The 23,497-nt window shown below is 54.7% G+C and carries 11 protein-coding genes; 4 read left to right on the top strand and 7 right to left on the bottom strand.

Features of this window, described 5'->3' with window-relative positions:
- Positions 1–33 precede the first annotated feature (33 nt).
- Positions 34–4,338, top strand: coding sequence for an RHS repeat-associated core domain-containing protein (locus M5M_RS01855; RefSeq protein WP_162141155.1), 4,305 nt, complete (start codon positions 34–36; stop codon positions 4,336–4,338).
- A 15-nt stretch (positions 4,339–4,353) separates the two neighbouring features.
- On the opposite strand, the gene M5M_RS01860 is transcribed toward M5M_RS01855, so the two are convergent.
- On the bottom strand, positions 4,354–4,833 hold the full coding sequence (locus tag M5M_RS01860) for a hypothetical protein (protein ID WP_015045764.1): 480 nt from the start codon (positions 4,831–4,833) through the stop codon (positions 4,354–4,356).
- 357 nt (positions 4,834–5,190) lie between these two features.
- On the opposite strand from M5M_RS01860, the gene M5M_RS01865 reads away from it, so the two are divergent.
- The 3 genes from M5M_RS01865 (at position 5,191) to ggt (ending at position 15,223) form a co-directional block, all read left to right on the top strand.
- Complete coding sequence (locus tag M5M_RS01865) at positions 5,191–5,715, top strand: transposase (protein ID WP_211217001.1); 525 nt, start codon at positions 5,191–5,193, stop codon at positions 5,713–5,715.
- 59 nt (positions 5,716–5,774) lie between these two features.
- Entirely contained in the window at positions 5,775–13,367 is a 7,593-nt protein-coding gene (locus M5M_RS19255; protein ID WP_015045765.1) for a putative Ig domain-containing protein, read from the top strand.
- Between the two features lie 119 nt (positions 13,368–13,486).
- Positions 13,487–15,223 (top strand): gamma-glutamyltransferase, encoded by a 1,737-nt coding sequence (gene ggt, locus M5M_RS01875; RefSeq protein ID WP_016389166.1) that lies wholly within the window; start codon positions 13,487–13,489, stop codon positions 15,221–15,223.
- On the opposite strand, the gene M5M_RS01880 is transcribed toward ggt, so the two are convergent.
- From M5M_RS01880 to M5M_RS01905, 6 genes are all read right to left on the bottom strand, one after another.
- On the bottom strand, positions 15,204–16,097 hold the full coding sequence (locus M5M_RS01880) for a substrate-binding periplasmic protein (RefSeq protein ID WP_015045767.1): 894 nt from the start codon (positions 16,095–16,097) through the stop codon (positions 15,204–15,206). The two genes, ggt and M5M_RS01880, sit on opposite strands and share 20 nt — an antisense overlap.
- Before the next feature lie 82 nt (positions 16,098–16,179).
- Positions 16,180–18,195 (bottom strand): GGDEF domain-containing protein, encoded by a 2,016-nt coding sequence (locus M5M_RS01885; protein WP_144062368.1) that lies wholly within the window; start codon positions 18,193–18,195, stop codon positions 16,180–16,182.
- A 136-nt stretch (positions 18,196–18,331) separates the two neighbouring features.
- Positions 18,332–19,501 carry an acyl-CoA dehydrogenase family protein gene (locus tag M5M_RS01890; protein WP_015045769.1) on the bottom strand — a complete coding sequence of 390 codons (1,170 nt, stop codon included), beginning with the start codon at positions 19,499–19,501 and terminating at the stop codon, positions 18,332–18,334.
- A complete protein-coding gene (locus tag M5M_RS01895) occupies positions 19,491–21,509 on the bottom strand; it encodes an acetyl/propionyl/methylcrotonyl-CoA carboxylase subunit alpha (protein ID WP_015045770.1) in 2,019 nt (672 codons plus the stop codon). Before M5M_RS01895 ends, M5M_RS01890 begins: the two co-directional genes overlap by 11 nt.
- Complete coding sequence (locus M5M_RS01900; RefSeq protein ID WP_016389167.1) at positions 21,506–22,321, bottom strand: enoyl-CoA hydratase/isomerase family protein; 816 nt, start codon at positions 22,319–22,321, stop codon at positions 21,506–21,508. Before M5M_RS01900 ends, M5M_RS01895 begins: the two co-directional genes overlap by 4 nt.
- A 10-nt stretch (positions 22,322–22,331) precedes the next feature.
- A complete protein-coding gene (locus M5M_RS01905) occupies positions 22,332–23,492 on the bottom strand; it encodes an acyl-CoA dehydrogenase family protein (protein WP_015045772.1) in 1,161 nt (386 codons plus the stop codon).
- Between the last annotated feature and the right edge of the window lie 5 nt (positions 23,493–23,497).

A 23,497-nucleotide genomic window follows, 5' to 3' on the forward strand; every position in this document is an offset into this window, starting at 1 on the left:
CAATCTATTGCTCAAACCAGAGAAAAAATTTTAATGAACGTTGGTTTTATTAATAGCCTCAAGCAGTCCTGCATTGGCTTATTCCTGCTGATCGGGCTTGGCCTGCTGTCGGGCACTGCAGCAGCAGCCCCAGGTATTCATGAACAGCAAAATATGCCATCCGCTATGGATGGTTTTAATCAGGATGAATTCCAGGATATGGTCGTGACAGCGCAGGGCGGTAATGTACGCCTAACCCGGCGCTGGCAATACAATCAGTGGGTTTGGAATCCACGCTGGGAAGATCTGAAGTTCCTTCGGCGTAGGTCAACATTACTCGAGTATTTTAAAACCGGAGAATATAGCTACGAGGAATTCAAGCAGTCACTAGAGATAAGCTACGGTAACGTAGGTACCAGCGGCGCCAGCATCCCGGTGGCGCAATATACCATTGTGGTTGCCCGGGATATGTATGTGCCTCGGGGTACAGATCAGTGGGAAAACCAACAACGTTTTACCATCGCACGCAACAGCGATAAAACTTTTACCTGGCGGGATCGCGAGGGCAATGAGGCCCGCTATAGCGAAACCGGTGTTCTGCAATGGTACACCGATGCCAGTGGCAATAAAGTCAGCCTTTCATACAATTCCGACGGTAACCTCCAGTACGTGAAGGATGTCGATGGCACCGTATTATTTGAATACCACTGGCAGGCTCTGCCACTTCCCGACGGAGAGCCAGCGGAAGGCGAAGAGACGCCCACCCCACAGTACCAGCTAACATCCGTGTCAGACTACCAGGGTCGTAGCGTGCATTACGCCTACAACCCAGACAGCGGCTTGCTTGAACAGGTAACAGATGTGAACGGTAACCTGTGGCGCTACCAATATGGCGGTAATAATCTTCAAAAAATTATTGATCCGCTAGAACGTGAAACCAGCGTAGCTATATCGGCCCAAGGCCAACTGATCCGTCGGGTAAATCAGGATGGCGTGGGGCAGTACTTCAGCTATTCCCGCAATGCCGATGAGGAATTATTTACTCTCTCTGTACGGGATGGTGCCGGTACTGTGACAGAAACTGTGTATAACGGATTTGGCATGCCTGAGCGAAAAGAGCGCCAGGGCGATCTGCTGTTTACCGCCGAATACGTGCTGAATAGCGATAAAGACGTGTATTTTGGCCAGGGTAGAGCGCCTGGTGTGGCTGCTGCCGCGCGTACCTATGCGCCAAGCAGTGGCGGTGGCGGGGGAGGCAAAGGTGGGGTCTCTGGTTCGGTCAGTATGGGCAGTCCCGAGCCGGATTATGTTGAGATTGGTGTGCGTAAATACCCGGATGGCAGCGAAGAAAAAACCACCTACGACCGTTGGCGCAATCCACTGAAACAGGAATACAAAGACGGCAGCGTAACAACCACCAGCTACAACAATCGCAGCCAACCCTTGCTGCACACAAACACACGCGGCATCAAAACCCGCTACGCATACGATGCTAAGGGCAACTTGCTGACGTTAATCGAAGCCGAAGGCCTGCCCGAAGAGCGCACCACCCGCTACGAATACAACGCGGCCTCGCAGCTCATTAAGCTCACCACCGGTGAATCGGCGGCCGGCAATACGGCGCTGGCTGTGACCCAATGGGATTACGATGATTTTGGCAATGTCACCAAAATCACCGATCCGCTCGGCCACGAGACCCTTTACACCGATTACAATGCCCTGGGCCAGTGGCGCACCATGACCGATGCCAATGGCAAGGTCTGGACCCGCACCTACGATAACGCGGGTAACCTGCTTACCGAAACCACGCCCGAGCAAAGCGTTACCCAGTACCAGTACGATGCGGCCGGCCAGATGGTCAGCATCATTCTGCCGAGCGAGCGCAGTTTCACAATTACCTACAATGCCTCGGGCATGCCGCTGACGGTGACCGATAACAACGGCAACCGCCAATTGCTGACCTACGATGCCGCCAACCGGTTGACCAAAGTCACCGACCCCAGCAATCACAGCCACCAGTTGGTGTTCGATGAGCAGGGCAGGCTGGCGCGCCAGATTGATGGCGAAGGCAATGCCACCCAATTCAGCTACGAACACCAGTTGCTGAAAACGGTCGCTACACCTGGCTACACGGTAACGCAAAGTTACGATCAACGCCGTCGGCCGGTGAGCGAAACCATCAGTGCGGCGACTATCAACCAAAACCGCGCCACCCAGTACGATAAAAACGGTAACCCGGTGCAGTGGACCGATGCCAACGGCAAAGGCTCGGGCGCGCAATACGATGGCCTTGGCCGACTGGTGGCCAGCACCGACACCGCGGGCCATACCACCCGCTATGCCTACGATGCGCGCGACAATCTGCTGAGCGTGACCGATGCAGAAAACCGCACCACCTATTTCACGTACACGCTGCGCGATGAAGTCGCATCGGAAACCAAGCCCGCCTATGTCGGTACCGAAATGCAGCGCCGCTACCAATACGATGGCAACGGCAACCTGATTCAGGTGCTCACGCCCGAACAGGAGCGGTTGGTCTACGCCTACGATGGCCAGAACCGCTTGACCCGCCGCCAGGTGTTTGCCCACAAAGACCGCGAACACCCGGTAAAAGTGGTGACCTACCATTACAACGCCAAACAACAGTACGCCGGTTACACCCAGGCAGCCGGCGCCGATACCGAGCGGCTCACGGTCGATATTATTGCTCTAAGCGAAAGTATCAGCTACGACAGCAATGACCGTATCAGCAGTGTGACTGTCTCACTGGGCGGTTTCAGCAAAAGCTACGGTTACACCTATTACCCCAACGGCCAGAAAAAAACCTATACCAATCCCGAGGGCGTGACCTACAGCTACCAATACAACAAAAACAGCCAGCTCACCGGGGTGGAAATTCCCGGCGAGGGCCAGATTGCCTGGGCCAATCACCAATGGCTGGCGCCACAATTGCAACTATTGCCGGGCGGTGCCCGCATCAACAGCCAATACGATGGTCTGTTGCGGTTGAAAGAACGTGAATTCCGCGATGCCGCCCACAAGCTCCTGGGCAGTGCCGGCTACAGTTTTGATGCAGAAAGCAATATCACTGCCATCGATACCGAGCACGGACGCTACAGTTTTGGCTACGATGATGCCTACCGGCTGACCGATGCCGACTACAACGCCCAAGCGGAAGCGCCAGAGGCGCAGGCCACCAATCCGAATCCGCCTGCGGCCAATCCGTTTGCCGCCGAGGCCTTCAGTTACGACGGCGTGGGTAACCGCCTCACGCGTGCGCGCGGTGGCGAGAACCTGAGCTACAGCTACAACAACCACAATCAGCTTACCGCTATCAGTGGCGATCGCGCAGAGAGCTTTACCTACAACGCCAACGGCCACACGGTCAATCATGTGGCGGCAGGTATCAGCACGGACTACCGCTTCAACGCGGAAGAGCGGTTGATTGCGGTGGAAAAAAACAGCGCTGTGGTGGGCCGTTATGCCTACAACCCCTATGGTCAGCGGATCTATAAATATGCGGGTGGGCAGGCGACTTGGTTTGTGTATAACGATACCGGGCTGGCGGCCGAATACGACGCCAGTGGTGCATTAATTAAGGAATACCATTTTCATCCGCAATCCACCTGGATGACCGAGCCGTTGTTTCAGCGCGTGGATGGTCAGGTGTATTACTACCAGAATGATCACCTGGGCACGCCACAGAAAATCATCGGCAAAAATGGTGCACTGGTGTGGGAAGGGCGCTGGAGTGCGTTTGGGGAACTGGCAGTGGTTGATGGGGCCACTGTGGAGAATTTATTGCGCTTTCCTGGGCAGTATGGGGATGAGGAGAGTGGGTTATATCAGAACTACTTCAGGGATTATTGGAGTGGGTTGGGGAGGTATTTGCAGGAAGATCCTATTGGGTTGAGGGGTGGGGTTAATTTTTATGGGTATGTGGGGGGGAGGCCGCTGATCTTTATCGATCCCCTTGGGTTAAATAATGTTCGACCGCCCAATAGATGGAATCAGTTTCAACGTAGAGTTTCCGGCCAAGGGTTAACCAGAACTGAAGTCAGGCAAGCCTATCAACAATACTTGTCGCAGCTCCGTCAGGGGCAACTTAAAAAACTAGGTGGCCCTAGAAACCCTGAGTTGCACAATATGCTTTCAGAACTACCAGATGAAATGCCGGATGCATTCAAAGAAGCCTTAGATCGTATGGACTGTAACTCTTTTGGAACTTGTGAATTTTTGGATCTTGTGTGTGAGTGCGATGGACCTAAATACTGCCCATCTGGCCCCGAAATGAAAGTAATGTCAGAAGATGATGAAAATTGTTATTGTTACTATGTTACAAGAACAATAAATACGTGAGTTCTCATTGTTGCTTCATGGATGGTCATTTGGTTGGCTTTGGATCTGATTGTATAAGTGCTCTATGAAATCATGAATTATTAGAATTGAGATCCCTAGTAAAAACAGAGATAAAGGGATGAGCCAGTCGAATCCGCGCTTTAATACGGATACTTCAGGGATGTGCTTAAAAACATATGCTGTAGTTTTGTCGCCGATTTTTGGAGGGGAGTTATCGAAATTTTTGTAAAAATATATTCCATAAAATTTAGAATCGTATGTCTTATTGAAAATATCGTATTGATATTTTATAGCAATTGATGTGGGCGGTTTTTTATGGGTGTGGTGAATAATCGGGCCTCTTGTGATGGGGGTTCCAGGTGGCGCATTGACTGTGATCTTTACTTCAATAATGGTGGCATCAGTCGCGATGAAGCCAAATGTAGAAAAGCCTACCGCTACAACTACGAGTGAAAGTATGATTAGGAGTAGTCCAAATATTTTAGCTGTACGCATCTGAATTCCAAGATATGAAATCATCAAAAAAGAAGGTGGATGGTTAATTTTCCGGTGGCGGTCAGTAATAATCAAGCCAAATGGAAAAAATGGGGGAAAGGGGACAGATTTATTTTCTGTCTTTAGTCCCCAGTTGACCCTGTTATAAAGGCAGATAAATAAATCTGTCCCCAATAAAAGGAGAGAACCATGCCAAGGAAGGCAAGACTGATTCTACCTAACACCCCGCACCACATAGTGCAGCGTGGGCATAACCGGAATGCGGTGTTTGTAGAGGAGGGGGATTACCAGTATTACCTGGACAATCTCATTGAGTGGAAAACGGCGCTTGGTCTACAGGTATATGCCTACTGACTGATGACCAACCATGTGCACCTGGTAGTGGGTGTGAGCGACTATCCCACTGATGTTGGCGCGCTGATGAAACGATTGGCGGGGCGCCAGACCCGGTGGGTGAATAAACAAGAGCGGCGCACCGGGTCTCTGTGGGAGAGCCGCTACAAAATCAGCCCGATAGATACCGATGCCTATCTATTGCAGTGCTGCCGCTACGTGGATCTGAATCCGGTAACGGCAAAGATGGTCTCCGCTGCCGCGCAGTATCCGTGGTCCAGCGCGGTCTGGGCCACGGGTAATGCGTTGGCCGATTGGTTGGACGAAAGCCCGGTTTACCGGGCGCTGGGTGGCACGACCCGATCGCGCCAGCAAGCCTACGAACGGTATCTGGGTTTACAGGGCGACGCGCAAAATGCGCACGGTTTTATTCAGGCTGCGGTGGAGCGCAATCAGCTCACCGGCGGCCAGCGATTTATAGACGAGGTCGCCAGACGCACGGGCATTCGCATTGAATGCCGTGGTCAGGGGCGACCGGCAAAGCCCTGAATGGGTAAGAAAAGAATCAAGTTTATCTATGCCGGAGCATAGGGTCAGGAGATAAAGGAATGCAGGTTGGGGTTATGGGCCGCTGGTTAATGGTGGCATCGCTTGTGCTGTTCAATGCAAGTGCGCAGGCGCAGGACGAAGCCTTATGTGCTGAAGTCAAGATTGAGATTGCGCAGGAACTCACTTTGGAGCGGCAAGGCTTCGAAGCGGTAATGCGCATCACCAACCCGTTGGACACTTTCGCGCTGACCGATGTGAGTGTAAACGTATTGTTTACCGATGCCGATGGCAATCCGGTGGTGGCTACCTCTGATACCCAGGCCAGTAGCGCTGCTTTCTTTATCCGCGTTGATGATTCCCAAGGTTTCAGCGTATTGCATACTGCCGACGATGGTCGTGTAGAGGGCGGTGAAATTGCTGCCAAATCCGTGGGTGAGCTGCGCTGGCTGATTATCCCCACTGCCAATGCGGCTGCGCAAAAGCCAGAGGGCAAACTCTACTATGTGGGTGCTGAGCTCCGTTACAGCTATGGCGGCAAAGATGAACTGGTGACCGTGGCACCCGATGGCATTACGGTGAAACCCCAACCCAAGCTTGCGCTGAATTACTTCCTCACGGAAGAAGTGATTGCAGACGACGCATTTACCCAGGCCATTGAGCCGCCCGTTCCCTATACATTGGGTGTGCGTTTGCTCAACAGCGGCCATGGGCCGGCAGGCAATGTGAGCATAGAATCCGCACAGCCCACCATAGTAGAAAACGAACAAGGCCTGGCCATCGATTTCCGGATTACCGACAGCTATGTTGGCAATGCACCGGCGGTTCCCAGTTTGCTGATGAATTTTGGTGATATCGCCCCCGGTGGTGTGGTGGTTGGCCGATGGGTCATGGAATCCAGTCTGTCGGGTAAGTTCACGGCCTTTAATGCCAGCTTTGCTCATGCCGACGAGTTCGGCGGGCAGTTGACGTCGCTGGTGACCGGATTGAATACCCAATTGTTGGTGCGGGATGTGCAGGTAGACCTGCCCGGTCGCGACAATGTCCGGGATTTTCTCGCGAGTTCTGGCGTGGGCGGCCTGCGGGTTTTTGAATCGGAAGCCACAGGTCTGGATGAAGTGGATTGTTCCCACTGCATTGCGGTGGAAACGCTGGATGGTCAGTTGGGCGGCGGCAATAGCGGCGTTCATTCGCTCACTGCCAGTAGCATCCAGACCGCGGCCTACATCAAAGTGGCCGACCCCTATGCCGGGGCTCAGGCTTTGGTTCGCGTTCAGCGCAGCGACGGTAAACTGTTGCCCGCCGCCAATGCCTGGCTGTCCAAAGAACGGGCTGATGACAAGATTAATTTCAACTATTTCATCAATGTGTTTGACACCGCCGGCCCCGGCAATTACACGCTGACTTTTGGTGATCTGACCGAGCAACCTGCCGCACCCGTGCTTCAGGCAATTAATGACCGCACCAGTTATGAAGGTGGTCAGGTGGGCTTTCTGGTACAGGCATCCGATCCCAATGGTACCGTGCCCGCATTGACTGCCAAGCAATTGCCAGCGGGTGCGAACTTTAATGACAAAGGCACGGGCACCGGGGTTTTTCAATGGTTTCCAGCCGTTGGGCAAGCGGGTAGTTATCCCATTACGTTTGTGGCGTCTGATGGCAAGTTGCAGGCGGAGCGTTCCCTGCTTATTCAAATTAATCCTGCGGATGATAAAGACGGCGACGGTCTGAATGACGCCTGGGAGCTGAGTTATTTTGGCGATCTGAGCCGCGATGGCAACGGCGATTACGACGGTGACGGGCTTACCGACAGGCAGGAATCTGAGCTGGGTACTGACCCAACCATCGCGCAATCGGTCCCGGGTGAGCCAGGGTTGGTATCGCCCGAATTCAATCAGGAAATTCTTGCAGGCGCGCAATTACCTTTGTTGCCGCTTCTGACAATCAGCAATGCACCTCATGCACAGGATGCAGTGGTCAGCTATCAGTTTGAGATGTATAGCGATGCGGCTTTAAGTCAAAAGGTGGCGGCTGCCGCAATCCCTGAAGGCGTTGTGCAAACCGAATGGCAATTGGCCGCGGAGCACTTTGAGGAGGGGCAGAGCATCGCCGATAATCAGCGCTATTATTGGCGTGTGCGTGCCTTTACTGCTGAGCAGGTGCCAGGGCCTTGGGTGCCGGGCCAGTTTTTTGTCAATACACAAAACGATGCACCCACTGGACCGGTGATTGTCAGCCCGGTGCATGGCGCTACGGTAGCAACACTCAAACCCACGTTACTTGTTGCGAACGCGACAGATCCCGATGGCGATACGCTCAGCTATCGGTTCGACCTCTATCTGGCCGGTGACAATGACCCCATGCAATCCTTAGCGGGCGTGTTACCCGGCGCTGAAGGTCAGACCCAATGGACACTGCCAAACAGCCTGGCAGAAGACAGCTACTATCGCTGGCAAATCACGGTGACCGATGAGCATGGTGCCAGCAGTCACGCCAGTGCAGAATTTCTGGTGAGCACGGCTAACCACGGTCCTGCCGCCCCCGCGGTATTGGCCCCAGTGGATGGCGCCCGGGTCAATAGCCTGCCGGGTGGCGTTTTGCTATTAACCGCGGTGCCGGTCAATGATCCCGAAGGTCAACCGGTCAGCTATGTGTTTGAGCTGGATACCCAGACCGATTTTACCAGCGCTGGCAAACGTCAATCCCCCTCATTGTCGTTGCCCGAATGGCAAGTGGATGCGCTGGAGGAAAACCAGCGTTATTTCTGGCGGGTAAAGGCGAGCGATGGCGCATTGGATTCCAGTTGGCAGCAAGCACAATTCCAGCTGAATCTGGTTAATGAGAAGCCCGGAATCCCCACGCTCAATAATCCGGGTCAGGACCAGGTGGTTGAGACGTTGCAGCCCACCTTTGATGTGAATCCGGTGATTGATCCCGATGGTGATCTGGTGCAGTACCGCTTTGCCTTGTACGACGATGCGGCGCTGACCTCGCCGTTGTTGACCGTGGTAACCAGCAGTACCCAATGGCAACCGGATTTTAATCTTGCTGATAACAGCCACTTCTATTGGCGTGTTCAGGCGCAGGATGAATTTGGCCTGGCGGGGGATTGGAGTGCGGCCCAGCATTTTATGACCAATTTAAATGGCATCGACGACGCGCCCCAATTCAGTTTTGTGAATCCAGACAGCGACCAGCTACTGGGGAATGAGTTGCTCATTCAATGGCAGGATCAGGACCCGGATTCCGCCGCCACGATTGCACTTTACTATTACTTCGCGGGCATAAAGGGATTGATTGTGGCTGGTTTGCCAGAGGACGGAGATGGCGCAGCGGACCAATACTTGTGGGATACCAGTGGACTGCCGTCCGGCAGCTATCAATTGTCTGCAGAAATTACCGATGCCAGCCAAACAATAATCGTGAACCATTGTTGTACGCTCACTAAACCGGGCGCTAATAAAACCGTGGTGGCCAGCCTGGCCAACGACGGTGTGATGGATGAAGCCGATAGTCGCTGGGCAGCAGTGGACGTGGTGCTGTCTGAAGCTGTGGCTGCGGGCGAGCAGGTGACGCTGAATCTGCAGCTGAGCAATTCCGCCAGTGCGCGCATTGTGGGGCTGCAATACCTCTATTTTGATGCCAATAACTGGCAGATACCGCAGCGGGTATATGTTGCCGGCAAAGACAACTGCAGCGTCGAAGGTGATCGGGCGCTTCAATTGCAGTTTTTACCCGCCATCAGCGGCGATGCTGCCTATGATGGGGTCGAAACGGAAGCCATCGACCTGACGCTTGTGGATAATGAACTCGCGGACCAGTCACTCTATGTGTGTGCGCCAGAGTTGGTCGCACAGTCTTTGCCGGATGCCGATGGCAAGGTGGTAAGCAGCTATCGGGTCCGTATCAAAAACCAGGGTGTGAGTGTGACCGGCGCCAGTGCGCAAGCCAGCTTGCTGTCAAATACACACGACCCTGTCCTCGCGACCCTTGTTGAAGGCTCTGATACCCTGTCATTTGGTGCACTGCCAGCCAATAGCGCGGCTTACAGCAGCGATCTGCTCAAGGTTCAGCACCCGGCGGGTGTGGTCTGGCCCGCAGCGCGAACGGCCTACTTTGTGTTGGCGGGCTCGCCAACCGATGAACAGGAAGGCAGTGAAAGCAACAATGTTCTGCATGGCACTGCCGGCAATGACATCATCAATGGGCATGGCGGCAACGATACCATTTACGGGGGCGATGGCGATGATCTGATCGTGGGTGGCAGCGGCGCCGACACCCTTTATGGCGAAGCGGGCAACGATACCTTTGGGATCGAAGGCAATGACCCTTATGCCGACAAAATCTCTGGCGGTGATGGTTACGATCGCATTGTTGGCGCGGCAGGTGACGACAGTATTCGTCTGTCGACGTTTACCGGCGACTGGACGGTGGAAGAAATTGATGGTGGCAGTGGCCTCAATGTAATTTATGGTACCGACAGCAATAACACGCTCGATTTCAGTTTAACGTTATTGCGCAATATTGATCATATTGATGCGCTGGCAGGCAACGATACGGTAATTGGCAGCGCCGGTGATGATCGCATTGTGGGTGGGGCAGGCAATGACACCATCAATGGCGGCGCAGGCAATGATGAGTTCTGGGTGGCAGGTAGCAACCAAGGGTTCGACCAGTTTATGGGTGGCGAGGGCGTTGACCGGATAATCGGCAGTGCCGGCGATGATGTCATCGGTTTGAGTCGCTTTGAAAACGACTACACGGTTGAAGTGATAGATGGTTCTGGCGGGGTGAATACGCTGATTGGGACGAATAGCAACAACCGCTTTGATTTCAGCGCGACAGAGCTCGTGAATATTCTGCACGTGGATGGCGCTGGCGGCAATGACACGATCAGAGGCAGCCAAGGTCCGGATACCCTCATTGGGGGTATGGGCAGTGACAAACTCTATGGCGAGGCGGGTGATGATGTTTTCGTTCTGACACAGGGTGACGAAGGCTTTGATCGCTATTCGGGCGGTGACGGTACCGATAGAATTCTGGGCAGTGGATTTGATGATGTTATTCGTTTGGTCGAGTTCAACGGCGCGGCGTCGGCAGAAATTATCGATGGTGACGGCGGCTATAACACCATAGTTGGCAACGATAGCCGCAATATTCTCAAATTCCATGATGTAAGCTTAATTGGCATCGCCATGATCAATGGTGGTGGCGGGAATGATCTGATCCATGGCTCGCAAGCGGATGACGTCATAGAAGGCGGCGCCGGCAGCGATACGCTTTATGGGGAGGGCGGTGACGATCTGTTTCTGGTGACCGCAGGCGATGAGGGTTTTGATAAATATTTTGGTGGCGATGGGGTTGATACCCTGCAAAGCCCCGCGACAGAAAGTCTTATCCGCATTGCCCGGTTTGAGGGCAGTGGCCGCGTAGAGCGCATAGTTGCACTGGGCTCACCTCAGTGGATTGTGGGTAAAAGCGATAACACGATTTTCGATTTTGGCGGTACGGAACTGATCAATATTGCCGGCATTCGAGGCGAGGCCGGTAATGATCAACTCTACGGCAGTTCAGGTAATGATGTGCTGGTAGGCGGTGATGGCAGTGATTGGCTTTATGGTCAAGAGGGTGATGACACCTTTTTGCATGTTAGCGAGGAAACCGGATTTGATCGGTTTGACGGTGGTCCCGGATACGATCAACTGTTGGGTACGGATGCTGATGATCAGTTGCTCATGTCGTCACTCTACCCATCCAACGCATTGGAACTCATTGATGGGCGGGCCGGCCACAATGAAATTGTGGGGAACGACGCTAACAACCAATTGAACTTTACCGATACCGAGCTTCGCAATATCCATTTGATTGATGGCCGCGGCGGCAACGATACCATCCGTGGAAGCCAGGTCGATGACATCATTCGGGGAGGGGTCGGAAGTGATTTCTTGTCTGGCCAGGGGGGGGACGATACCTTCCTGCATGACAACGATGACGCGCATGCCGATACCTACAATGGTGGTGATGGCTTTGACCAGTTGTTGGGTACCAGTGGCGATGACCTCATCCGCCTGAAGAAATTCGTGGCAGATGATAGCGTTGAGCGCATAGACGGCCAGGGCGGCAATGACCTGGTTCTGGGTACCAATGCCAATAATCAGTTGGATTTCACTTTGACGGAAGTCATCGGTATTAGCCGGTTTAATGCGCTGGATGGTAACGACACATTAAAAGGAACAGCCGGTGATGATTGGCTCGAAGGCGGTATGGGAGCCGACTGGGTAGTAGGAAATGCCGGCGATGATGTGATAGTCCACACTGCTGGCGACCTGAGTTATAACCGCTACAGTGGTGGCGAAGGGACAGATCGCATACTGGGAACAGATGAGGATGATGTGATTGGATTATCCGTATTCAGCGGTGCGGATACAGTGGAGATTATTGATGGCGGCGCCGGCTCGAATATTATCCAAGGGAGCAGCAGCAATAATGTCTTCGAATTTGGTGGAACCCAGCTGATCAGCATACAGCGCATTGATACGGGCGCTGGGAATGACTATCTGGAAGGCTCCGAACAGGATGATGTGTTAGAAGGTGGGTTGGGGTCCGATCGGGTTTATGGCCGTGCGGGCGATGATACGTTTCTTATCACTGCGGGTGATACCGGTGCAGACAGCTACTTTGGTGACGAAGGCTTTGATCAGATACTGGGTACCGAAGGAGATGATGTTATCCGGTTGTCTGGTTTTGCTCCTGCTCGCAGTATTGAGCGTATCGATGGCGGAGCAGGAGTGAATACTATACAGGCTCCCGATAGTAATACTGTGTTGGATTTCAGCGCGACAGCTCTGCTCAATATATCGGCTGTCCTTGGCGGAGCCGGCAATGACTCGCTTACCGGGTCTGTCGCTGATGACATCATGGCAGGCGGGGCCGGTGCAGATTATCTGAAAGGCCACGATGGAAATGATACGTTCCTGCTGAGCGGCGCAGACGAGCAAGCCGATCGCTATAACGGTGGGGAAGGAATAGATAGCGTTCTTGGCACAGAAATCGACGATTTTTTGATACTGTCACACTTTGCTGGCGACGATTCTGTCGAAGTGATTGATTTGGGTATTGGCACTAATTTCATTCGCGCAACCAGCGGCAATAATACGCTCGATTTTTCCAATACCCAATTATTGGGTATTACCGGTATTTATCTGTTGGAAGGAAATGATCGCTGGACGGGTAGTGCCGACGCGGATACCGTCGTCGGGGGCAAAGGCAATGATTATCTGGTTGGCGGTCAGGGTGATGATGTCTATGTGTTCGAGCCTGGGGACGGTCAGGATACGATGGTGGAAACGGGATCAGGTAATCGGATTATACTGCCATACCATGCACCAGAAGATGTGTGGTTAGTGGCTAATGGCGCGGGGTTGACGGTTTATCTTCTCGGTTCGAACGATCAGATTAAGGTAGCCGATTGGACAGCATCCTCTAATGCGCTGATTAGTGCCATTGATGTGGGTGGGCGTTTGTTGGATGCGAGCGGGATTGAGCAGTTGGTTACCTGGATGACCGCACACGGAGTGCCAACAGGCGGAGTTGTGAATCTGACACCAGAACAGCTGACGGAACTAACGGCATTACTGGACACTGTGTTTCAATAGGCTTTGTAATAATCAAATGGGCCCGCACGGCCCATTTGATTAAAGCTGTCCCTTTGCCTTTAAGTCCTTTTGTTTAGGCAGTATTCTTAGACCATCCAATAATTCAAGGGGTTGTTTGAATGCCTGTACTCACTGGCCTCCGTCTGCTTTTTTGCCTCGTGTTGTTGTTATGGTGCACTGTTGCCCATAGCCAGCCAGCAGATGAACCTGCATATGCCCAAGCCAATACCCGCGGCGCCGTCGCAACGGTACATCCATTAGCGACCCGAGCGGGCATGGATGTGCTGGCCAAAGGTGGCAATGCCGTCGATGCGGCGGTGGCTGCAGCCGTTGCGCTGGGCGTGGTGGATGGTCATAACTCTGGCATTGGCGGCGGCGCATTTGTACTGATCCGCACCGCCGATGGCAAACTGCTGGCTTTGGATGGGCGGGAAACCGCACCCGCCAAGGCACACCGCGATATGTATGTGGTGGACGGCGAGGCCGATACCAGCCTGAGCCAGATGGGTCCGTTGGCGTCGGGAGTGCCGGGCTCGGTACTGGCATACGAGATGGCGATTGAACAGGCCGGCGCCAAAGTCTATGCCGATGTGCTGGCGCCCGCCATCCGCCTGGCGGAAGAAGGCTTTGAAATAGACAATATTTTTGCCGGGCGCCTGGCGCGCTCAGCCGATCGACTGGCCCGCTTCGATGGCAGCCGGGCGGTATTGCTGGGACCAGACGGCAATCCCTGGCCGCGCGGTCATACCCTGGTGCAAAAAGACCTGGCCAACACCCTCAAAGCCATCGCCGATGAGGGCAGTGACTACTTTTACCAAGGGGGCTTTGCCCGTGCGGTGGATCAATGGATGGCTGCCAACGGCGGACTGTTAAGTGCCGCTGATTTTGCCGGCTACAAGGTGATCGCGCGCAGCCCGATTCTGTTTGACTACCGTGGCTACCAGGTGGTGGGGTTTCCGCCGCCCAGCAGTGGCGGCGTACACACGGCCCAGATTCTGGGCATGCTGGAAGGCCATGACCTCAAAGCCCTGAAAGACGGGGAGCGTTACCACCTGATCGGAGAAGCCATGAAGCTGGCCTTTGCCGATCGCGCTCACTGGTTGGGCGATCCGGATTTTACCCAGGTGCCGAAGGCATTGGTGAGTCGCGACTATATTGCGGCGCAGGCGGGGCGTATTTTGCTGAACCGCGCATTGGATGTGACCGAACCGGGAGATCCGCTTGCTACTGCCGAGGGTGAGCCGGCTATAACCGACGAACCTGCATCCGAACAAGATTTGTTTTTCAAGCATACGACCCATATTGCCGCTGCAGATGCCGCCGGCAACTGGGTGGCAATCACCACTACGGTCAATACGGATTTTGGCTCCAAAGTCATCGTGCCTGGTACCGGCGTGGTCATGAACAATCAGATGGATGATTTTTCGGTGCAGCCAGGTGTGCCGAACGCCTATGGCCTGGTGGGCACGGAGGCCAACAGTGTTCAGCCCGGCAAGCGCCCCTTGTCGTCGATGTCGCCCACCATCGTATTAAAGGATGGTAAACCGGTGATGACGGTAGGCGCAGCAGGTGGGCCAACTATCATTACCCAGGTGGTGCAGGCGATCATTAATCATCTGGACCTGGGCCTGCCTCTGGAGGAGGCCTTGGCAAAAAGCCGGATTCATCAGCAATGGCGACCGGACATGTTGTTTGTTGAAGCCAATATGCCGGCCGGTGTCAGACAAGAGCTGGTGAGCCGGGGGCACAAACTGAAGGAAATGGGGCCCTATGGTTCGACTCAGGCGATTGCGTTGGATGCGCAGGGAACCCTGATCGCTGTTTCAGAGCCCCGGCTCAAGGCGCGCAACAAGTAATCCATAGCCGTCTATCATGCAACGGCGTTTGTTCTGGCAGGGTGGGATTGTTAAGCATGAACACCCGCCTGTTCGTGAGCGCGGCGCTTTCCAGTACGGGCTTGATGGAGGGGTGGTTGAGAAACAGCGTGTCCATCTCACCACTGTCAATGATCATGTTCAGTCCCTTTTCAATACGCTGGGCCAACGCGCTGTCTTCGTGCTTGACGAAAAAGTACATGGGGGCAGGGTACTGCAACAGCAATTCGCTTTCGATTGCCAGGCCCTCATCTGGGTGGGCAGCAAGTTCCGGCCAGGCCTCGTTAATGCCCCGTGGGAAATAATCAAAACGCCCCCCTTTGAGCATGGTGAACAGCAGCTCATAGTGAGGTGAGGTATGCACATTGAGGCCATTGGCCCGCAGTATTTCGGTATCGGGCCAGTGACTGCCCTGGCCCGCTCTGAGTTGCGCCAGCTGGGCGATGGTTTTAATGCGCGAAAATTCCGCCTGCCGGTCAGCCCGGATCAGAAAGACCCGTTGACCAAGCAAACCTTTCAGTATCGGAATCCTGATTGGCCGTATCAGCGCTTCCCGTTCGCGGGATGTCATGGTCCAGATGACGTCCAGGTCGGGGCTGCGAATCAGCTCGGCAATTAACCGGGCCTGGGTGAGATCCTCCTCGATAGGCACCAGTTCAATGCGTTCGTGCGGTTGTTTACTCTTCTCCAGCGCCAATTGAAGCAGTGCAATCACGTAACTGAGGTGACCGCTGTTGCTGATTTCGCCGCGTGGAATATTCACTTCCAGGGTGACCTGTGGCGGGCTGTCGCTGGCAGCGGTCGTGGCCATGGCAAGGCAAGGAAGGAGCAGCAAGGTTTTGAGTAGCTGGCGCAATCGTCAGGTCCGGTCGGGTGTATCGCTGTAAGTCTAGCAGGCCAGGCTGGAAACTGGGCCTAACTCACCAAGAAAAGGGGCCTCAGGTTCGCTCAGGCCCTGTTATTGTGGCGACCTGAATTTTGGCAGTGTCAACCAGGGCCTGGAAACGCTCGGTGAGGTGCTGACAGTCCTGCTCATTCAGCTGGTGGCTCAGCACGGCGATTGCCCGGTTCCGCCCCTGATTTTTGGCAAAATACAGCGCTGCATCCGCCACCGCCAGTTGCCGTTCAAAGTCCGACTGGCTTGCGTTTGCCCCAAGGGCGGCGAGCCCCATTGAGGCGCTCACCTGCAGGCTGCGATGGCCTACCAGCGTTTCGCGGGCGTGGATGGCATGCAATAGCTTGTCTGCTAAAACCAATCCCTGTTGCAAATCGGTGCCGGGTGTCACGACAACAAATTCTTCACCGCCCCAACGGGCGATATAGTCTGTTCCGCGCATGCAGTCTGTCAGAGAAGCCGCAAGCTGCTTGAGCACGCTATCGCCGGCAGCGTGTCCCCAGGTGTCATTTATCTGTTTGAAATGATCGATGTCGATGAGGAAGAGAATGCCGTCTTCCGTGTATTGGTCATCGTGTCGTCGTTGGCGATCATTGGCAAACAGGGTTTCCAATAAGGCGCCGCGATTCAGCAGGCCAGTGAGTTTATCAATCCTGGATTTTTCTGTGAGATTACGATTGGACATGTGCAGTCGTTGGTTGCTGAGGCGCAGTCTTTGTGCCACCAGCACCAGTAGCATGACACTCAATAACAGCAGCGCAGCAAACAGCAGCAGCCGTTGTTGTTGTAAGCCGGATTGCTCCAGCGCCGATTGTTTTAATTGATTGCGCAGTATCAATTCTGCAGCCTGTTGACGCAATCGATTGGTTTCCAGTTGTGTTTGGTATTGGTTGAGTAGCCAGCGATGGTTGGTTTGCTGCATTTCATCACTGACTTTCCGATACTCCTGCATTGCCCAATTGGCTTGCTCGAAAGCACGTTGATGGGCAAGTATGTCGGCCAGCTGACCCAGTATACGCAGTTTGATCCGGTAGCTATCCGTTTCCGCTAGTGCATCCAGTGCTGGCGCAATCGTACTCAGGCCCGCAGCGATGTTGCCGCTCTGTATTTCTGCCATGCCCTGATGGCTGGTGGCGATCCAGAACGGCAGCCACAGACCGGCGCTTTCGGCGACAGACTTGGCACGCAGACTGGCTGTCAATGCTTCGGCTGCCTGATGTTGGCGCAGGTAAAGATCGGCAAGGACCGCAAGGACATGTAATTCGGACTTGGTGCTTTGAACGCCTTTGGCCAACACCAATGCCTGCTGTAAATGATTGGCTGCCGATTGGTTTTCGCCCATGGCTAAGTGGAGTTGGGCCAACTCAACCAGTGCTTCGACTTCATCCATTCGGGCACCTGATGCGCGCGCCAGATTCAATGCCGATTGTATGTTCAATCGCGCTTCCGAAAAGCTTCCGCTGTGACGCAGTAAAGCGGCTGCGCTGATGAGTAGACGGGTGCGGCGGTATTCCTGTGACGAATCATGCTCATCCAGCCAACTGAAAGCACGTTCCAGCGCAACACCTGCCTGATCTAATTGGCCCAGGTCTTTGTGCAGCTCGCTGGAAACTTCGTGTACTAAAAAGAGAATGTAGTCGTTTTTCCAATCAGAGGAAGATCGCTGCAATTGTTCAATTTGGTATTGCGCACTGAACAGCTTGCCGGCCAACCGCAACTCTTCTATCTCGATGAGTTGAATCAGTGCACTCAGAGAAGGCGTGGGCAACTGTGACTGAAACTGCAGAATCTGTGCGCGCAGTTCAGCGATTTCACTCGGTTCGCCTTGATTGCGCAACAACATATAGCCTTTGGCAAAATAGCGTGGGATTTCCTGTGCCGGCAATTGTTCAGGATCGATTTCACGCCAATAGGCCAAGGCCAGCTGAGGTTGGCTGCGCGATGCATTTTCTGATGCCTGGAGCGAATGCTCGTCCGATCCGGCGGAAGCGCAGCACGCCCCGGCAAGCAGGCCACCAATGGCCAGCAGGAGCGGGATAATTACAATGTGCCTAACCAAAGCGGACACCAGCCTACCTTGTCATTCTGCATCAGAAGTACACAGTATGGCACCGTTTAGGCTACTTAGAGGATGTGGATGAAACGTGAATGGCTGGTTGCCGCCGTGACCCGACGGGTCTGCGACACGCTGCCGGTCAGCGCCCAAGCCACTGGCGCCAGGCCAGATCGCGCATGATCTCCTCCGAGCCACCGCCAATGGCATTGACCCGTACCTCCCGGTAGATGCGCTCAATCCGGCAATCGCGCAGATAACCCGCACCCCCTAAGATCTGCATGGCTTCACGGGCGCAGAATTCCATGGTCTGGGTGGCCTGTACCTTGAGCAATGCCAGATCGGCAGGGCGGCTGCAGTGGTGTTTTACGGCCCAGGCGCAGGCGTCCAGGTAGCCTTGTGTGGCATTGATCTGGCGCGCCATCTCGGCAAATTTGTGGCCGATGACCTGATGCCGGATGAGGGGCTTGCCAAAGGTTTTGCGCTCGTTGGCCCAGGCCCAGGCATCTCCAAAACACACGCGTGCGGCTTCCAGGGCACTGGCGGTAAGCGCGATCCGCTCATTATTGAAGTTGTGAACGATGGGCAAAAATCCGCCGTTTTCCGTGCCGATCAGCCGGCTTTTGGGCACCCGGACATTATCGAAGTAAATCGTCGCGGTATCGGAGCACCACCAGCCTTGTTTTTTATCCAGTGGCGTGCGGCTCACACCCGGTGTGTCGGCATCAATTAACAGCAGGGAAATCCCGCCAAAGCCAGGCTCGCCGGTGCGCACGGCAGTGGTAAACCAGTTGGCGCGCATGCCGCCGGTGATAAAGGTTTTGCTGCCGTTGACAATAAACGCGTCGCCATCGGATTCGGCCCGGGTGCTGACATTGGCCACATCGGAGCCGCCGCCAGGCTCGGTAATGGCCAGACTGATGTGCTTCTCGCCCTTGAGTACCGGGGGAATTACCTCGGCCTTGAGGGATTCGTTGGCATAGTGCACCAGTGGCGGCAGGGCGATACCGTGAACCAGCAGCGTGGCGTAAACACCACCGGCGCCACAGGCGGAAATTTCTTCTGCGGCCACAATCATGTGATGGATGTCGGTGTCTTCCAGCATACCGCCATAGGCTTCCGGGTAGCCCAGTTGCAACAAACCGATATCGGCAGCGTCGCGCCAGAGGGTTGCGGGCAGTTCACCAGCCTCATCCCACGCATTGACGTGCGGCATAATTTTTTCGCTGACAAATTTCCGTAATTGGGTGCGCCAGGCGTGATGGGTGTCATTGAGGTGCGGATTGGGTAGCCGCAGGTCATCACGATGCATGGGTGGCTTCCTCAGGGGATTGTGTTTCTGTGTGATTGGTGTGAATCACCGCCAGTGCCTGGCCGGTGCGGATCTGATCGCCTGCGTTGCATAGCAGTTCCACGCAACCGCTTGTGTTGGCCCGAATGGGCATTTCCATTTTCATGGCTTCAATAATCATCAGGGTATCGCCTTCTGCTACCGTGCTGTCCGGCGCCACCAGACAAGCTACCACCCGCCCATCCATGGGGGCGTTCAGGCCACCGGTTTTGGTGTGCGTTGTGGCTAATGGATTACTCGGGTGTATTTCGAAACTCTGTCCGTTCAGTTGCAACCAAAGGCCGTTGCCTTGTTGTGTTATCCAGGCCTTATACGAAACGCCATCGATACGACAGTGCAATAATATGGCCTTGTGGTTCTGGTATTGGTGAATCTGATCAATCTTGTATTCAATGTCGGCGTCAGTGAGCAAGAGCTCGCCCTTCGGCCAGTTTTTGCTATCTAACGTAATCGTTGTGTGTGCATCATCCGCGTGCAGTTTAAGTTTGTAGCGTGAAGGGAAGGCGAGGGCGGACAGGTTTTTATACCAGTTGCCAGTGCCTGAATCCTTTGAAGGTTGCGCCTGCAAGAAAAAATTCAGTGCTGCCAGCTGCAGGGCGGCTTTCTTCTCCGCGCTTTGGGAGAGTATTGCCGCATGGCGACTGAGAAAGCCTGTTCCGAGATCGGCGGCTTTGAACGCGGGTTGCGAAAGAACCGAGCGTAAATAGCCCAGGTTGTGGTGTAAGCCCAGTAGCGGAGTCTGTTCGATCAGTTGGATCAGGCGCTCAATGGCTTGTTCGCGTGTAGCACCATGCGCGATCAGTTTACCGAGCATGGGGTCGTAGTGATTGCCGATGGTCAAACCCGTAAACAGGCAATGGTCAATTCGCGCGTCGCGAGTCTGGCCGTTGTCGTCAGGCCAGTGCAATATTTCGCCCGTTTGCGGCAAAAAATCGTTCAGTGGATCTTCGGCGTAGAGCCTGACCTCTATGGCGTGCCCCTCAGGTCTGAGCGCTGCCTGCGAAAGCGGCAGGGGGGTTCCTTGTGCGACAGCCAATTGCCATTGCACCAGATCCAGCCCGAATATTTTTTCGGTGACCGGGTGTTCCACCTGCAAGCGGGTGTTCATTTCCAGAAAGTAAAAATTCTGATCGTGGTCTAACAGAAACTCCACGGTACCTGCGCCCACATAATTGCAGGCCTGTGCCGCGCGTACGGCGGCTTCGCCCATGCGTTGGCGCAAGTCGTCAGAAAGCCCGGGCGCGGGCGCTTCTTCCACCACCTTCTGGTGCCGGCGCTGCAATGAACAGTCGCGATCACCCAAGTAGACACAATGGCCCTGCTGATCGGCAAACACCTGGACTTCCACATGCCTGGGGTCGATCAGGGCGCGCTCAAGCAGTAATGTATCGTTGCCAAAGGCCGCTAAGGCTTCGCGTTTGGCGCTGGCTATGGCGTCTTTCAGCGCCTGTTGATCTGTTGCCAAGCGCATGCCTTTACCGCCGCCACCTGCAGATGCCTTGATCATCAATGGCAGGCCGATGTCAGCAGCCTTGGCCAGTAAGGTATCAAGTGATTGATCGGCACCGTTATAGCCAGGCAACAGGGGAACAACCACGGCTTCAACCGCCTGCTTGGCTGCGCGTTTATCGCCCATGAGCTCGATAGCATCAGCCGGAGGCCCGACAAAAATCAACCCCGCATTGCAGACAGCGCGCGCAAATTCCGCATTTTCTGACAGGAATCCGTAGCCGGGATGAATGGCATCGGCCTGGGTTTCGCTGGCAGCTGCGATGATTGCGGGGATGTTGAGGTAAGACTGCGCGGCTGCCGCAGCGCCGATACACACGCGTCTGTCGGCCAGCTGGGTATGCAGTGCATGTTGGTCTGCCTCGGAGTACACGGCGACGGTTTCAATGCCAAGCGATTTGGCGGTGCGGATAATCCGGCAGGCGATCTCGCCCCGGTTGGCAATCAATAATCGCTTCATGCGTCAACCTCGGCCCACTGGGGTTTGCGTTTTTCCATAAACGCGCGGCTGCCTTCGGGGCCGTCGCCGCGGGTAATGGCATAGGAAAACGCCTGCGCGGCATGATCCAGTAACTGTTCGCAATCCTCACCGGCAAACCGGGAGAGGCTAAAGCACAATTGTTTTGTGCTTCTGAGCGCTGCCGGCGAAGCAAATTGAACGGTATGAAGTGCTTGTTGCAGTCGATGCTCTGCTTCCGAGGCGCCGGAGAATATTTCATCCACAAGACCCAGTGCCTGTGCGTCGCGGCTGCTGAGCTTTTTGCTGAATAGCGCCAACTGACGGGCTTTGACCAGGCCAATTTTGTCAGCCACAAAGGGCGTAATTTGTGCGGGCGGCAGTCCCAGGGTGACTTCTGGCATGGCAAGCTTTGCCTGCTCGTGTGCAATCACCAGATCCGATACCGCCGCCAATCCCAGACCACCACCCATGGCTGCACCTTCCACAAGGGAAATCACCATGCAGGGCAAGCGGGTCAGTGCCAGCAGCAATTCGCCGTAGCGGCGGTTGACGGAAAAAAAGGCCTCTTTGTCGCCGTTTTCAAACGCTTGTGCTGCCGTGAGCATATCGGCCAGATCGCCACCGGCACAAAAATGACCGCCATTGCCGCGCAGCACCAGCACGCGGCAAGCAGCGTCTTGTTGAATTTTTTCCGCCAGTGCCAGCAGTTGTTCCACCATTGCAAGGTTAAGTGCATTGCGTTGGGCCGGGCGGTTGAGGGTAACCTGGTAGCCCAGTGCAATGGGTTCAATGATCAGGGCGTTGTTGTCCATAAAGCGCCGCCTATTGTTTCTTTTTCTTGGGCAGGATGCCCATGAGTTTGCAGATAATACCGAGCATGATTTCATCGGCGCCGCCGCCGATAGACGTCAGCCTGAAATCGCGATAAAGGCGGTTGACCAGACTCGATTCCATATAGCCCATACCACCCCAGAATTGCAGGCATTGGTCCGGCAAGGTGCGCGATAGCCGGCCCGCCTTGAGCTTGGCCATGCTGGCGAGCAGACTGGCGTCTTGCCCTGCCAGATAATTTTCGGCTGCGTGATAAACCAGCGCGCGCAGGGATTCGATTTCCGTGGTCATTTCCGCCAGGGCAAAGTGAATGGTCTGGTTGTCCAACAGAGGCGCACCAAAGGCTTTGCGTTCGCGGGTATAGTCGATGGTGCTGTGCACACAGGCTTCGAAGCCTCTGAGCGTGAGGGCTGCGCCAAACAAACGTTCTTCCTGAAACTGCAGCATCTGGTACAGAAAGCCCGCGCCTTCATCACCGATGCGATAGCGTTGGGGAACGCGCACGCTGTCGAAAAAAACTGGCGCGGTATCAGATGAACGCATCCCCAGTTTTTCGAGCTTGGGGCCTATGCTTAAGCCAGGCGTGTTGGCTGGCACCACAATCAGGGATTTATTGCTGTGGGGTTTGTCATCGCTGGTATTGGCCAGCACGCAAAAATAGTCTGCCTGCGGTGCGTTGGTGATCCACATTTTACTGCCGTCAATCACATAGTCGTCACCGTCTTTGCGGGCGCGGGTTTTGATGGCCGCCACATCCGACCCAGCGTCGGGTTCGGACACCGCAATGGAAAACACGGCATCACCGCTGATCGCCGGCGTGAGAAATTCGCGGCGCAATTCATCGCTGCCAAACTGCGCCAGCGCCGGTGTAGCCATGGAAGTCTGGACGCCAATGGACAGGGGCACGCCGCCGCAATGAATCGCACCCAGTTCCTCCGCCAGCACCAGTTCATAACTGAAATCCAGCCCCATGCCGCCATAGGCTTCAGGCTTGCTGATACCCAATAAACCCATGTTACCCAAACGCTTCAGCACGTCATGCATGGGGAAATGCCCGGCGGCTTCCCAGGCCTCAACCTGCGGATTGAATTCGACCTCAACCAACTGTTGGATGCTACGGCGCAGGGCCTGATGTTGTTCGGTAAATTGCATAGTGG

It is taken from the genome of Simiduia agarivorans SA1 = DSM 21679, from assembly GCF_000305785.2.
Taxonomy (GTDB): Bacteria; Pseudomonadota; Gammaproteobacteria; order Pseudomonadales; family Cellvibrionaceae; genus Simiduia; species Simiduia agarivorans.